This is a genomic window from Dactylosporangium sp. NPDC049525 (assembly GCF_040676755.1).
GTDB lineage: Bacteria > Actinomycetota > Actinomycetes > Mycobacteriales > Micromonosporaceae > Dactylosporangium.
The window spans coordinates 1-14,879 of record NZ_JBFAPO010000009.1 but is presented as its reverse complement, the minus strand read 5'-3'; the positions used below and the strand labels follow the sequence as shown (position 1 = coordinate 14,879).

At 71.4% G+C, this 14,879-nt stretch carries 9 protein-coding genes; 3 read left to right on the top strand and 6 right to left on the bottom strand.

Translation table 11 applies throughout. The features are described 5' to 3' along the window. Positions 1-76: 76 nt before the first annotated feature. The gene (locus AB0K00_RS15870; RefSeq protein ID WP_363521056.1) at positions 77-3,673 is read right to left on the bottom strand and encodes a choice-of-anchor D domain-containing protein; all 3,597 of its coding nucleotides are present in this window, start codon (positions 3,671-3,673) and stop codon (positions 77-79) included. Positions 3,674-4,109: 436 nt separating this feature from the next. Here AB0K00_RS15870 and AB0K00_RS15865 point away from each other — a divergent pair, with 436 nt between their 5' ends. Then, the gene (locus AB0K00_RS15865) at positions 4,110-5,219 is read left to right on the top strand and encodes a ricin-type beta-trefoil lectin domain protein (protein WP_363521054.1); all 1,110 of its coding nucleotides are present in this window, start codon (positions 4,110-4,112) and stop codon (positions 5,217-5,219) included. 83 nt (positions 5,220-5,302) lie between these two features. On the opposite strand, the gene AB0K00_RS15860 is transcribed toward AB0K00_RS15865, so the two are convergent. The 5 genes from AB0K00_RS15860 to AB0K00_RS15840 form a co-directional block, all read right to left on the bottom strand. After that, positions 5,303-6,490, bottom strand: a complete 1,188-nt coding sequence (locus AB0K00_RS15860; RefSeq protein ID WP_363521051.1) for a serine hydrolase domain-containing protein — start codon at positions 6,488-6,490, stop codon at positions 5,303-5,305. 336 nt (positions 6,491-6,826) lie between these two features. Then, entirely contained in the window at positions 6,827-7,495 is a 669-nt protein-coding gene (locus AB0K00_RS15855; protein ID WP_363521618.1) for a response regulator transcription factor, read from the bottom strand. Continuing rightward, on the bottom strand, positions 7,495-9,075 hold the full coding sequence (locus AB0K00_RS15850; RefSeq protein ID WP_363521048.1) for a sensor histidine kinase: 1,581 nt from the start codon (positions 9,073-9,075) through the stop codon (positions 7,495-7,497). The genes AB0K00_RS15855 and AB0K00_RS15850 overlap by 1 nt, the downstream gene beginning before the upstream one ends. A gap of 9 nt (positions 9,076-9,084) precedes the next feature. Further along, positions 9,085-11,592, bottom strand: coding sequence for an FtsX-like permease family protein (locus AB0K00_RS15845; protein ID WP_363521045.1), 2,508 nt, complete (start codon positions 11,590-11,592; stop codon positions 9,085-9,087). A 1-nt stretch (position 11,593) separates the two neighbouring features. After that, on the bottom strand, positions 11,594-12,325 hold the full coding sequence (locus AB0K00_RS15840) for an ABC transporter ATP-binding protein (RefSeq protein WP_363521042.1): 732 nt from the start codon (positions 12,323-12,325) through the stop codon (positions 11,594-11,596). Positions 12,326-12,490: 165 nt separating this feature from the next. Here AB0K00_RS15840 and AB0K00_RS15835 point away from each other — a divergent pair, with 165 nt between their 5' ends. Together AB0K00_RS15835 and AB0K00_RS15830 are read left to right on the top strand one after the other, a co-directional pair. Then, positions 12,491-13,729 (top strand): hydrolase, encoded by a 1,239-nt coding sequence (locus tag AB0K00_RS15835; RefSeq protein ID WP_363521039.1) that lies wholly within the window; start codon positions 12,491-12,493, stop codon positions 13,727-13,729. After that, the gene (locus tag AB0K00_RS15830; protein ID WP_363521037.1) at positions 13,726-14,616 is read left to right on the top strand and encodes a hypothetical protein; all 891 of its coding nucleotides are present in this window, start codon (positions 13,726-13,728) and stop codon (positions 14,614-14,616) included. Before AB0K00_RS15835 ends, AB0K00_RS15830 begins: the two co-directional genes overlap by 4 nt. The last annotated feature ends 263 nt before the right edge of the window (positions 14,617-14,879 follow it).

Below are 14,879 nucleotides of genomic sequence, written 5' to 3'. Positions count from 1 at the left end.
TGGCCCCCCCCCCCCCCCGGGGGGGCCCCGCCGCCCACAACCCCCGGCGGCACCCCGTGCCCTGTCGCTGGCTAGGTCAGATGTTCCAGACCTGGAAGGTCGAGATCTGCCCCGCCGGCCAGCTGGTGTTGGCCGAGATGTTGAGCCGGACGTACCGGACGCTCTGCGCCGCGAACGTGATCGTGACGGTGTTGCCCGCCCCGCCGGTGAACGCGTACGACGCCTGGTCCTTCAGCGTCGAGAAGCTCGAGCCGTTGGTGCTGCCGGTGACCTGGATGGTCTGGTTGCGGGCGCCCCAGTTCGTGGGGAGCTGCAGGACCACCTTGGTGACGCTCTGCGCCGAGCCGAGGTCGACCTGGACCCACTGCGGGAAGGCGTTGTTGGCGCTCTCCCAGTAGGAGTTCTGGTCGCCGTCGGTGACGTTGCCGGAGCCGTACACCTGGACGTGGCTGGACTCGCTGGTCGGCTTGCCCGCCGCGAGGTTGGTGGGTGTGGTGCCGCCGGCGCCCGTGCCGGACAGCGCGACCGTGGTCGGGCTGTTCTGCGCGTTGCTGGTGACGGTGAGGGTGCCGGTGCGGGTGCCGGACGCCGTGGGCCGGAAGCTCACGTTGACCACGCAGGACGCGCCGACGGCGATCGAGCTGCAGTTGTTGGTCTGCTGGTAGTCACCGGTGACGGAGACGCCGGAGACGGTGGCCGCCGCGGTGCCCGTGTTGGTGATCGTGACCGCCTGCGAGCCGCTGGTGGTGTTCAGCGCCTGCGAGGCGAACGTGAGGCCGCTCGGGTTGGCGCTGAGGACCGGCGTGGTCGGCGTGGTGCCGCCGCCCGGGTAGACCTCCAGCTCGGCGACCTGGCCGGCCGGCCAGCCGGTGTTGGCGGTGATGTTGACGCGGACGTACCGCGCGTTGGTCGCCGTGAAGGTCAGGTTCACCGTGTTGCCGGTGGCCGGGTTGAACTCCCGCTCGGCGGAGCCGACGATCGTGCTGAAGTTCGAGCCGTCGGTGCTGCCGAGGATCGACAGGGTCTGCCGGCGGGTCGCCCACGCGGTGGCCGGCGGCAGCTTCAGGGTGACCTTGCCGATGCTGCTGGTCGCGCCCAGGTCGACCTGGACCCACTGCGGGAAGGCGTTGTTGTTGCTCTCCCAGTAGGTGTCGGCGTTGCCGTCGGTGGCCGTGGTCGCCGCCTGCGTGCCGTTGACCTGGCTGCTGGCGGTGGCCGTCTTGTTGAGGGCGATGTTGGTGCTGCTGCCGATGCCGCTGCCGGACAGCGAGACCGTGGCCGGGCTGTTGTTGGCGTTGCTGGCGACGGTGAGCGTGCCGGTGCGGGAACCTGACGTGGTCGGGGTGAACGTCACCGTGACCGTGCAGGACGCGCCGACCGCGAGGGCGGAGCAGTTGTTGGTCTGGCTGAAGTCGCCGGTCGCGGTGACCCCGGAAACCGTCGCGGCGGTGGTACCGGAGTTGGTGAGCGTCACCGTCTGTGCCGGGGCGGAGGCGCCAACGACCGTACCGGCGAAGGACAGCGAACCGGGGCTGGCGTTGACGACCGGTCCGGGCGCGACACCCGTGCCGGACAGCGGAACGGTGCTGGTGACGCCGGCCGCGGTCACGCTCAGGTTGCCGGTGCGGGTGCCCGCGGCGGTCGGGCGGAACGTGACGCTGACCGTGCAGGACCCGCCGGCGGCGATGCTGCTGCCGCAGGTGCTGGTCTGCGTGAAGTCACCGGTGACGGCGATCGTGCCGACCGGCGCGGACGCGGTGCCGCTGTTGGTGACCGTGACGGCCTGCGCGGCGCTGGCGCCACCGGTCGCGACGGAACCGAAGCCGAGCGCGTTCGGGCTGACGCTGATGTTGGAGCCGTTGTCGGGCAGGTACGGCGGGAACGTCGGCACCGGCATCTGGCACGCGGTCGAGCCGAAGATGCCGGAGTTGCCGCCGCCGTCGGTCAGGTTGAACCCGACGCCGCAGCTGTAGATCGGCGCGGATGCCTGGGTACCGGTGGCGGTGCTGTTGGTGATCGTCGCGGCGCCGGCGACCTGCAGCTGGGCCACGAACGTGCCGGTGTTCTGGATCGTCGCGTTGTTGATCTTCACGTTGTTGATCTGCGAACCCGAGACGAACTGGATCGCCTCGTACGGGCTCTGCTGGATCAGGATGTTGTCGATGTTGGTCAGGCCGTTCATCACGCCGTCACGGGCGTCGAACCACAGCGCGCCGACGCCGAACTGCCAGTTCGGGTCGAGGTTGCCGGACCGGATGATCGTGTTGCGCAGCACGTCGGTGCGGCCGATCGGGGTCGAGGCGAACCGCTGCGCGACGTGGATGCCGCCGCCCTGGCTGAGGCCAGAGTCGATGACCCGGTTGTCGGTCACGAAGTTGTCGTGGCCACCGTAGATCGCGATGCCGTTGGCGAGGATCGGCAGCTCGACGGTGTTGTGGTCGAACGAGTTGTTCGCGTCTGCGTTGTGCTCCGCCCACATGGCCAGGCCGTCGTCGCCGGGGTTGCGGACGTGGCTGTTGGTGACCTTCGAGTTGGTCACGCCGTTGTGGAAGTTGATCGCGTCGGCGTTGTAGTTGCGCAGCCGCATCTGGTTGAACACCAGGTTGTTGAACGGTCCGTCCATCCAGGCGCCGACCTTGACGTGCTCGATCCAGAGCCGGTCGACGGTCGAGTTGGTCAGCGAACCGCCGATGCCGTTGACCTGGTCACCGTCGTTGCGCTCCTGGACGTTGCCGAAGATGGCGAAGTCCGACAGGTGCACGTTGGTGCTCGGCGACGGCGCGTAGTTGCCGTAGAAGCCGGGCGCATTGCCGACGACCCTCGAGCGCCACATGCCGGCGCCCTTGATGGTCACGTTGTTCACGATGATGTGGCTGCACCCCATGCCACAGCCGGGGTTGCTGCCGGGGATCCGGAACGTGCCCTCCGGGATCCACACCGTGCCACCAGCGCCCGCGGCGGCGATCGCCGAGTTGAACGCCGCCGTCGAGTCCGCCACGCCGGACGGGTCGGCGCCCCTGCTGGTCACCGAGACGGAGCCGGCCGGCTGCGACAGCGGTCCCGCGACGTTCTCGAAGTCGGCGAGGTCGATGGTGTACGACGAAGCCGTCGAATCCGCGTCGACCTGCAGGCGGAACTTCGTGCCCGCCGGGTAGCTCTGCGGGAAGAGGCGGTTGACCTCGTCGTAGAAGTGGTGGTGATTGCTGCCCGGCTGGTTGCTGAACGGGTAGCTGCTGTAGTAGTGGCTGTACGCGTTGGTCAGCGTGAAGTTGTTGGACCGCGTGCCGTTGATGTACAGCGAGATCGGCGCCGTGTACACCGAGCCGTTGCTGGTGTCCGGGATGCTGTACCGGAAGACCATCGAGTTGGTCTCCACCGGCGTGGTGAACTCGACGAACTTGCCGCTGCCCTGCAGCGTGACCGCTTTGCGGTAGGACGCCTCACCGGCGAGGGTGTTGTAGGCGGCGCTGGGGCCGATGACGGTGCCGTTGGTGGCGGCGTTCTCAGCCTGCACCTCGACGTAGGGCAGCGTCGCACCGACGCCGCCGGTCGCGGCCGCCGACGCCGGCGACATCGTCATTGCGACGACGACGCCCGCGGCAGCGAGGGTGGTGCCCGCGGTCAGGACGGCGAAGCGCCCTTTCCGCCTGGCACCTCGAATGGACCGGAACATGTGTTGCTCGCTTTCGACGGGGGCCGTAGCCGCGCGAGGCATCAGCCGGCCGGCCGCGAGTTGGCGGTGTCGGGCTGGTCGGCGCTGGTGGTGACGATCGAACGGCGGGGTGGGTTGCGGGACACCGGTTGGCGGTGCGGTGCAAGAGGGACCGTAACCCCGTCGACACCACTGCGCAATATCCAGACTCATCTTTGCTGGATTCGAACGTGTTCTTGCAAGGCGTTGACGCTGCTTGGGGAACACCCACGGTCGGCAACCGCTCGGCGCAGCGTAGGTGGCGTTCGACCGGTCCGGTCCACCACTGGGCTCCCCGGTCCGCCGTACATCGCCAAAACTCGATGCGACCGTCCCTGCCGCAACGCCCCGGGTCCCCGCCAGGACCCCCGCGCCGAGCGGACCGCCCTCGGACGGCCCAGACGAGAGGAACCAACACATGCGACGCAATCTCAGGCGGCTCGCTGCCGCCGGGCTCGGGCTCGCCCTGGCCGCCGGATTCACCCTCACCACGGCGGCGCCGGCGCAGGCCGAGTCCAACGGCGGCGTCCGGGTCATGCCACTCGGCGACTCGATCACCGACGGGTTCAACGTGCCTGGCGGCTACCGGATCAACCTGTGGCAGCGGCTCGCCGCCGGCGGGTACACCGTGGACTTCGTCGGATCCGGGTTCAACGGCCCGGCAGGGCTTGGCGACCATGACCACGAGGGCCACTCCGGCTGGCGGATCGACCAGCTCGACACCAACATCGTCGGCTGGCTGCAGACGTACACGCCGCGCACCATCCTGCTGCACATCGGCACCAACGACATGAACCAGAACTACGACGTCGCCAACGCCCCGGCACGCCTGTCGGCCCTCATCGACAAGATCCGGGCGACCGCCCCGTCGGTGGAACTGTTCGTCGCGCAGATCACCCCGGAGACCAACGCGACCCTCGAGGCGCGCGTCCAGGCGTACAACGCGGCCCTGCCCGGCATCGTCGCCACGAAGGGCCCGCTCACCCACCTCGTCGACATGCACTCCGCGATCACGACCGCCGACCTCGCCGACGGCGTGCACCCCAACGCCGCCGGCTACGACAAGATGGGCGCCCGCTGGTACACCGCCCTGCAGTCGGTGCCCGGCAGCCTCACCCCGACCATCCCGCCGGTCGGCACCGCCGTGTCGCTGGCCAACCCGCAGGCGAACCGCTGCCTCGACGTCTCCGGCGTCAGCACCACCCCCGGCGCGCAGGTGCACATCTGGGACTGCCACGGCGGCACGAACCAGAAGTGGACCCGCACCGCCGCTGCCGAGCTGCGCGTCTACGGCAACCGCTGCCTCGACGTCAACGGCAACGGCACCGCCGACGGCACGAAGATCCAGATCTGGGACTGCAACGGCACCGCGGCGCAGAAGTTCGCCTTCAACGCCAACGGCTCCATCACCGCCACCGGCTCCGGTAAGTGCGTCGACGTGACCGCCTCCGGCACCGCCAACGGCACGAAGGTCCAGCTGTACACCTGCAACGGCACCGGCGCCCAGCGCTGGGCGGCGCGTCCCTGACGTCCGCCACGCGGCGCCGCAGGCCCCCCTCCGGACCTGCGGCGCCGCTCTCTCTTACCCGCTCGCTTCTCGCCGCTCTCCTGTTAGAAGTGGCCCAGTTTCGGCAGTCTTTGCACGGCGGTCCCGCGTGCCACCCCCGCTGCCGTGCCGTCGAACGCCAGGGTCAGCAGCTGGAGCAGCGAGTCGTCCGGCTCGCTGGGCCCCCACGGGTTGACCGAGAAGGTCAGTTGTCGCCGGCCGTCAGCGGTACCCATCGCGAACGTCTCGTAGCCGAAGATGCCGCCGGTGTGCCCCCACAGCGTCGCGCCGGACGGCAGGGTCAGCGAGAGCAGTCCCAGGCCGTAGCTCTCCGGCCCGGTGGTCGCCTGCATCTGCGCCAGCAGCGGCGCCGGCAACAGCCGCCCCCGGACCAGGGCGCCGTAGAACCGGTTGAGGTCCGCGGCACTGGACAGCATCTCCCCCGCCGCCCAGGCGATCGACGGCTCGTACCGGGTGATGTCGACGGGCACGACACCGCCGTCGCGTTCGAGCGGCAGGTACCCGTGCGCGTGCGGGCCGGCGATGTCCGGATCGTGGCCGGGCACCTCGGTCTGGTGCAGCCCGAGCGGGCGGATGATCCGCCGGGTCACCTCGCTGCCGTACGGCCGGCCGGTGACCCGCTCGATCAACAGCCCGACGAGAATGTAGTTGGTGTTCGAGTACGACCAGCCGGCACCCGGCTCGAACAGCGGCGCCTCACCCCACGAATACGCCAGCAGCTCCCGCGGCGCCCACGACCGGTACCGCATCCGCACCAGGTCCTCCACGGTGGCCTCGGCGAGGAGCGCGTCGGTGTAGTCGAACAGGCCGCTGGTGTGCTGCAACAGATGCCGCACGGTGATCCGCCCGCCGCCAGGCACCACCCCGGGCAGGTAGCGCTCCACCGGGTCGTCGAGCCTGAGCCGACGCTCCGCGACGAGCTGCAACGCCACGGTCGCGACGAACGACTTCGTGACGCTGCCGACCCGGAACCGTCCCTGCGGCTGCACCGGCCGGGTGCCGCCGAGCTCGGCGACGCCCGCGCTGCCGCGCCAGATCCAGTCCCGGTCCCGGACCTCGGCGAGGATCCCCGACGCACCGTTGGCACCCAGCCGCGCCACGGCCTCCTGCAGGGCGTCCCGGTCCGGCCCGGGCCCGGACGCCGCGGCGGGGACGGGTGCCAGCGCGGTGCCACCGGCGGCCACGAACGCCGTCACCGCGCCGCTTTTCAGAATGGTCCTGCGTGTCGTCACGGGCCGCTCCTATCGGTAGGCGTCTCTGACAAGCAGCCTTCCGGCCGGCGCCGCCCGGCGACTCGTGCGGCAGGACGAACCGGTCCCCCACCTCAAGTCGGGCCGATCCCCTAGGGCTCGTCGCCACCGTCCCCCGATACCGGACGCGGCGCTGCCCCTGCTGACCTGCACCAGCCCACCCCGAGATCGATGGTTTCGTCGTGCTGTGGCACCGGGTGATGCCCCTCCCCCGACGGCGCTGGACCATTCGCAGGAATCACTCCAAGCGGCGTACCCCACGCGAACCTCGACGGATCTTTGGGGAGACGCCGCGTCCCGGCATCCCCGGGCGGAGCATCAGTCGGTGCGGACCAGTCCGATCTGATAGGCGAACACGACCGCCTGCACCCGGTCACGCACCTCCAGCTTCGTCAGCACCCGCCCCACGTGCGTCTTCACGGTCGTCTCCGCCACGTTGAGCCGCTCCCCGATCTCCACGTTGGACAGCCCTTCGGCAACGAGCAGCAGCACCTGCCGCTCCCTGTCCGTGAGGCTGGCGAGACGCCGCACGGCGTCCGGGTCGTCAACCACCGGCGGCGCCGTCACGAACTTCCCCGCGAACCGGTCCAACAGACTCCGGGTCGCCCTGGGCGCCACCATCGCGTCCCCGCCGGCAACTGCCCGGATCGCCGCCAGCAGACTCGCTGGCGGCGCGTTCTTGAGCTGGAACCCGCTCGCCCCCGCCTGCAACGCCGCGAACGCGTCCTCGTCGGTGTCGAACGTCGTCAGGATCAGCACGCGCGGCCCACCCGGCAGCGCGCATAACGCCTCGGTCGCCGCGATCCCGTCCATCACCGGCATCCGGATGTCCATCACCACGACGTCGGCCTCGACCCGGCGCAGCAGCCGCAGCGCCTCCGCCCCGTCCCCTGCCTCACCCACCACCACCATGTCGTCCTGCGCTGACAGGACCATACGGAACCCCGCCCGGATCAGCTCCTGGTCGTCGACAATCACCAGCCGAATCACCGGGCTCCCCACCGGCCAGTCTCTGGTGCACTGAGGGCACCACCCGTGACCACACCACCGCTTGCCTCGACCACACCACGGGCGCCGACCTCGACCACATCACCGCTGGCCTCGACCACACCAGCGCCGTTGGTCCTGACCAAACCACGGCCGCCAGCCTCGACCACACCACCCGTGCCTGCCTCGACCACACCGCGGGCTCCTGCCTCAACCACACGGCTGGCCGCAACCACATCACCTCGGGCCTCGACCACACCATGGCCGTCGGCCTCGACCACGCCACCGCCGCCAGCCTCGACCACACCCCGACCGCCGACCTCGACCACAGGGCCGGCCTCGACCACACCGGCGATCCTGTTGTCACCCAAGACCCCGGCAGGCGGCACCGGATCCTCATCCACCGCGGCCACCCGATCGGCGGACGCGGCCCGGGGTGCTCTGGGGATCGTGGCGTTGACGCTCCAACCTCCGTCGAACCGCGGCCCGGCGGTCACGGTCCCGCCGTGCAGCGCGACCCGCTCCCGCATGCCGACCAGTCCATGGCCGCCCGGGCCGGTGGCGGCCGTGGGGCGACCGGCGCCGTCGTCCGTCGCCATGATCGCGACGTGCCCGGGCGTGTACTCCAGCCGCAACGTGACCTTCGCGTCGGGTCCCGCGTGCCGGAGGGTGTTGGTCAGGGATTCCTGAACGATCCGGTACGCGGTCAGCTCCTCCGCCACGCTCAGCCCCGCCGGGGTGCCGACCGTGTCAAGGTCGACCCGCAGGCCGGCCCGCTCGACGAGCCGGTCGAGCTCCGCGAGACCGACCCGCCGCCTGGACGCGTCCTCCACCCCCGGCGACGCGCCGCGCAGGACGCTGACGACGCGACGCATGTCCTCGAGTGCGTCGCGACCGGTGGCGGCGATCGTGTCGAGCGCCTCGCGGGCCCGCGCGGCGGACGGGTCGAGGGTGTACCCGGCGCCGTCCGCCTGGACGATCATCACGCTCAGACTGTGCGCGACCACGTCGTGCAGCTCCCGGGCGATCGCGGCCCGTTCGTCGGCGGCCGCGAGGCGGCCCAGGTGGTCGCGTTCGCGCTCGAGGGTGGCGGCCCGTTCCTCCAGGCTCGCGACATACAGCCGCCTGGTCCGCACCCCGTACGCGGAGAACCACACGGCGACGGTCAGCGCCCCGACGACCCAGGTGATGGTGCCGAAGTTGTCGGTCTTGCGGGCCTCGACGGCGGCGCCGATCACGACGCCGAGACCCGCGCCGACGCCGGCGAGGATGCCCCAGAAGAGCTGCGGCCGGTACTTGACGACGGCGAACATCGAGATCAGCACCGCCACGTCATAGAGGCGCATCGCGTCGTCGAACAGCAGGTGCAGTGGCGCCGCCGTGTAGACGATGCAGGCGACGGTCACGGGGTAGCGACGACGGCCCAGCATCGCGACCGCCATGACCAGCCCGATGGCGGCGACGGCCGGCTCCAGTCCGCGCTCCATCAGCGTCACATACAGCACGGATCCCGCTATGCCCCCGTCGAACAGCCAGGTCCTGACGCGCCGCAGGTGTTCGCCGTTCCACACGTCGTCCACGATAGGTCGTCAATCGGCCAGGGCGACGACGACGGCGACGTTTGCCGCTCTGCGTGACGGCAGGACTGCGGCGAGTGTGCCCGCCAAGGCGGCGAGCCCGACGAACGCCGCCAGCTGCCCGACCGGGATCGCGACGAGGGTCTCCACGTCGCCGAACCCCGCGTCGACGGTCAGCCACCCGTAGACGAGGCCGAACACGACACCGACGACGGCACCGGCCGCCGCCATGAGTAACGCCTCGGCGAGCAGCGTCGCGCGCAGCTGCCCGCGGGTCAGGCCCAGGGCCCGCAGCAGCGCCGACTCCCGGGTGCGTTCAAGCACCGACAGCGACAGCGTGTTGGCGATGCCGACGAGCGCGATGATCAGCGTGAGCGCGAGCAGGACGGCGATCACGGCGACGATCTGGTCGATCGCGGCGTTGCGTTCGTCGCGGAACTCGGCGAGGTCGCCGACCTGGATGAGCGGGTGCGCTGCGAGTGCGGCGTCGAGCCGGTCGCGCGCCGTCGCTGTGGGCACGCCGCCGGCGGCGCGGAGCATGACGAGGGAGTCGCCGGCCGTCCCCGGGAACAGCGCCTCGTAGTCGGCTGCGGTGATCACGACGTCACCGACGAGCGTCGCACTCTGGACCGTCGCCGCGACCGTCAGCGTGATCGTGCGGCCGGCAGGGCCTGCCAGCCGGAGCTGATCGCCGACGCGCAGGCCGATGAGCACGTCGGAGCCGCTGGACACGACGGCGGTGCCGGGGCGCAGGTCCGCCAGCCGGCCGGTGGTGACCGCGGGCCGGTACGCCGTGCCGATCGCCGCCTCGTCGATGGTCCCGACGAGCAGCGCCCCGCCGGTGGTCTTCGCGGTGTCCTGCCTGACCGCCGCGACCAGGTCGAACGTGGGGTCGGTGCGCAACCCGGCGGTGACCGACGCCGGGACCGTCGCCGGCCGGTCGCCGCCGGTGACCGCCGGAGTGAGCAGGTAGTCGACGGGGAACGCCTGGTTGAGCTGGGCCTCGGCGGTGCGGTTGACGGTTGCGGCGATGGTGCTGCCGCCGGCCATCAACGCCACCCCGACGAGCAGCGCGGCCGTCGTCGCCGCCGTGCGTCCCGGGTTGCGCCGGGCGTTGGCGGTGGCCAGGCGGACCGGCGCGCCGACCAACAGGCCGGGCAGCCACCCGAACGCCGACACGAGCGGGCCGATGAACAGCGGCGACAGCAGCAGCACCGCGAGGAATACGCACGTGCCGCCGGCCATGACGATCGCCATCGCGGTCTGCGGGTCACCGGTGCGCAGGCCCACCACGGTCAGTGCGACCCCACCGAGCGCGAGCAGCGCCGCGGCCGCGACGAGCATCACCCGTCCACGCCGGCCGGCGCCGCGGGCGAGCGGGGTGACGCGCAGCGCGGCGATCGGCGGCACCCGGGTCGCCCGGACCGCCGGCACCAGCGCCGACACGACCGTCAGGACGACACCGAGGAGCAACGCCACCAGTACCGGCGAAACACCCACCACCAGCGGGCCACTGGGTAACCCGATCCCGGGCAGGGCCGCGCCCCGCGACAACCCGAAGCCGACCGCGAGGCCGACGCCGACCCCGAGCGCCGCGCCGGTCAATCCGACAGCGGCGGCCTCGGCGACGACCCGCCGGAACACTTGCGCGCGGGTCGCGCCGACGCACCGCAGCAGCGCCGTCTCCCGAATCCGCTGCGCGAGCAGGATGTTGAACGTGTTGGCGATGACGAGCGCGGCGACGAGCACCGCGACCACGGCGAACAGCTGCAGGCCGACGAGCAATCCGTCGATCTGCCCGAACGCCTCTCGGGCCAGGTCGCGGCGCAGCTGGTCGCCGGTGCGCACCTTCCCTGTCGCGGTCACACGGGAACGGACGTCCGACGGTGCGGTGTCGCTGGCGACGGTCGCGACGACCTCGCGGAAGCCGCTGGCGCCAGTGAGCCGCACGAGTGCCGGTCGGGTGAGCACGACCGTGGAGGTGTTGCCGCCGTCCACGCCGGCGATGTCGACGATCCCGATGAGCCGGAACTCGTGCCGCTGTTCATCAGCGCCGACGACAGCGATGGTGTCGCCGACCCGGTAGCCGGTCCGGCGGGCGCTGCGGGCGTCGAGCGCCGCGTCCCCATCTGCCTCCGGCACGTGGCCGGTGCGCAGGTCGAACTGCCTCAGCTCGGGACGGTCACCGGCATCGACGGCGTGGCCGGGGACGCCGAACTCGGTGACGAGGCGGCCCTCACGGTCGATGAGGGGCGCCTGCTCCGCCATGCGCCCTTCGGCGGAGGTGACACCGCCGGCACGGCGGACCTCATCCACTGTGGACAATGGCAGTCGGGTCCCGTCGGCGGCCGTCACCGCAAGGTCGACGTTGCGGGCCGACCGCGCATATTCGTCCAGGAGCGCGGCACGGGTCGTGTCCCCGAAGATCATGATGCCGGCCACGAACCCGACGGCCAGCACGATGGCGAGCGTGGTGGGCACGAGCCGCCGGGGGCGAAGACCAGCCAGTGTGGTGCGCACGTCATGCCCCCAGTCGCTTGAGCAGGTCCAGGACCGCCTCGGGGGTAGGGCGGCGCAGCTCGTCGACGATGCGACCGTCGGCGAGCATCACCACACGGTCGGCGTAGGACGCCGCGACAGGGTCGTGCGTCACCATGACCACGGTCTGGCCCAGCTCCCGGACGCTGCGCCGCAGGACCTCGAGGACGTCCGCCCCGGTGCGGGAGTCAAGGTTGCCGGTCGGCTCGTCGGCGAAGACCACGTCAGGGCGGCCGAGCAGTGCCCTGGCACACGCCACCCGCTGCTGCTGGCCACCGGAGAGCTGGCTCGGCGTGTGCCGCAGCCGCTCGCCGAGGCCTAGCACCGACACCACCTGCGCGAGGCGACCGCGATCGGGTTTGCGGCCGGCGAGGTCGAACGGCAGCAGGATGTTCTGCTCGGCGGTCAGTGTCGGCAGCAGATTGAAGGACTGGAACACGAACCCGACCCGTTCCCTGCGCAGCAGCGTCAACGCTTTGTCGGACAGGCCGGCCAGCTCCGTGCCACCCAACCTGATCGAGCCCGACGTCGCGGAGTCCAGCCCCGCGAGGCAGTGCATCAGCGTCGACTTGCCCGACCCGGAGGGGCCCATGATCGCGGTGAACTCACCTGCGGGGAACGCGACGCCGACGCCGTCCAGCGCGCGCACCGAGGTGTCGCCTGTTCCATACACCTTCACCAGGTCGGTCACTTCGACCGCGAACGTCGTTGTCATGCGGGCAAGGTAGGCGGCGCGCGGGTGCCGCGTCGTCATCGTCAGGCACACCATGGGTGTCCTACTCAGGTCGGACACGGCCGGATCCGGGTCGGTCCTGGGGACGACGACACAGCCGCCGGGGCAGGGCTACCTTCGGCGGCACCTTGAGCGAGAGGACCCACCATGCACCCCCTGGCCCTACCCCGGCGCCGGCTGCTGGCCGCCGCAGCCATCAGCGCCGGCCTGACCTTGTTTCCCGCGCTGCCGGCCGCTGCCGCTCCGAAGGGCACCAGACCGGCGTTCCGGCTGCCCGCACCGACCGGGCCGCACCCGATCGGGACGGTGCCGCTGCACCTCGTCGACCCGTCCCGGGCCGATCCGTGGGTGACGCCCGCCCGGCCCAGGGAGCTCATGGTCCAGTTGTGGTATCCGACGGCGCATCCGGCTGGGCCGCCCGCACCGTGGCTGACCCCGGCGGAGGCAGGGCCGGTCGGACGGGACCTCGCCGAGACGGTCAGCGGCGTCCAGCGGGACCTGCCAGGCCTCGCCGAGGTCCGCACGCACGCGCACGCCGGTGCCCCGGTCGCCGCGCGGCCCGGCGGCTGGCCAGTGGTGCTGTTCTCGCCCGGTTTCGGCGCCGAACGCAACTCCAGCGCCGCGCTCGTGGAGGAACTCGCCAGCCGTGGCCACGTCGTGGTGACCGTCGACCACACCCACGACCCCCTGGCCGTCGAGTTCCCCGGCGGGCGGGTGGAACCCAACACGATCATGGCGTTGATCGCGCAGATCGAAGACCCGGCCCAGTTCGACGCATTCGCCGCGAAGATGGTCGCCGTCCGGTCCGCCGACCTCCGGTTCGTGCTGGACCGCCTGGCGATCCTCGACGCCGGCGGCAACCCCGACGTGGAGCGGCGCCGGTTCCCGGCCGGGACGTGCGGCTCGCTGCGGCTGACCCACGTCGGCGTCTTCGGCCACTCGCTCGGCGGCTCCACGGCCGCGCAGGTGATGCACGACGACCGCCGCATCCGGGCCGGGATCAACCTCGACGGCGCGCTCTACGGCGCCGACGCCGCCACCGGGCTGGACCGGCCGTTCCTGTTGTTCGCGGCGGGCGACACCGACCGCGGCAACACCCCCGGCTGGGGCGCGTTCGCCGACCATCTCCGCGGCTGGCGTCGCGAGCTGCGGATGACCGACGCGCGGCACCTGTCGTTCCACGACTCGGTGCTGATGGTGCCGACCCTCGCCGCGCTGCCCGGCGCGCAGACCGCCGACGCCTACGGCACGATCGACGGCCCACGGGTGGCGGCCGTCGCCAGGGCGTATGTCGGCGCGTTCTTCGACCTGCACCTGCGTAGCGTCGGCTCGACGCTGCTCGACGGGGCGTCGGCGCGGTATCCAGAGATCAGGTTCGTGGCATGAGCGGCCGTTACCGTGGCACGGTGCTGGAGGACTTCACCGACGCTGCCGTGGCCCGGCTCATCGACGCTGACTGGGTCGACTTCTGGCGGACGTCCGAAGGTGCCCCCGACGACATCGTGGACCGGCTCGCCGATCGGATCGCCGCGTCACCGCCCGCTGAGGTCCGGCGGTATGAGACGCCGTCGGATCTCGACTCGGCCCGGGTCGAGCTGCTGCTCGGGGTCGACACCGACCGAGCCCTCGCCCATCTGGCGCGCCTCGGGCAGGCATCCGAGGCGATCAACGACATGTGCGGTGCGCGGGGCGTGTGGGTGCCGGCGGACGGGCCGGCCGAGCGCCGGTACGCGCCAGTGTCCCGCACGATCGTGACCGCCCGGAAGGCCGACCCTCGGCTGGCGGCGTTCGTCGACCCGGGCACGGTGTTCGAGGACCCGCGCGGACTGGGCTGTGCGCTGCCGCTCACGGTGCCGCTGCTGGTGGGCGACGCGCTGTTGCCGGCCGCGTTGCGGGGAGGCGGGCATCCGTTCGTGATGAGTTTCTGCTCCGAGTGCGACGCCGACGAGGACCTGCGCAGCGACTATGGCTGGCGGCTGGGGAGGTTCGACGAGGAGCGCGCCGAGTCGTGTCCGGGCTATGCGCCGGACGAGGACCCGCAGCCGCTGCGGTTGCGGCTGGCCCCGGCCGGTGAGCGGCGATGGGACGACGTGGGGCGGCTCGGCGGGAGACCGGAGTCGCTTCAGGCGCATCCGCAGTGGCCCGCCTGCTGCGGGCGGCCGATGTGGTTCGTCGGGCAGGTGCGGACGGGCGAATTCGGCGGGGTCGGTGGGTCGATCTACGGGTTCCGGTGCGAATGCGGGTATGCGGCTCAGCCCCGCCAGATCACCTGACCGACAAGGCGGGCAGTGGCAAGACGATGCGGCAGACGGCAGGACGCAGGGCAGCTACGGAGTCCGGTCACTGCCAAGGGCGGTAACCGGACGCCCGCGCTGGGTGAGCCCGGACGCCCCGCGCTCGGCGAGCCTGGACGCACCGCGCTCGGCGAGCCCGGACGCCCCGGGTCACGTCCACGGAAGTGGTGTACGAATCGCCCACCTTTGAGGTGGTTGAGGAGATGGAGACGGTCACCGCTTGATCCTTCGAACTGACGAAA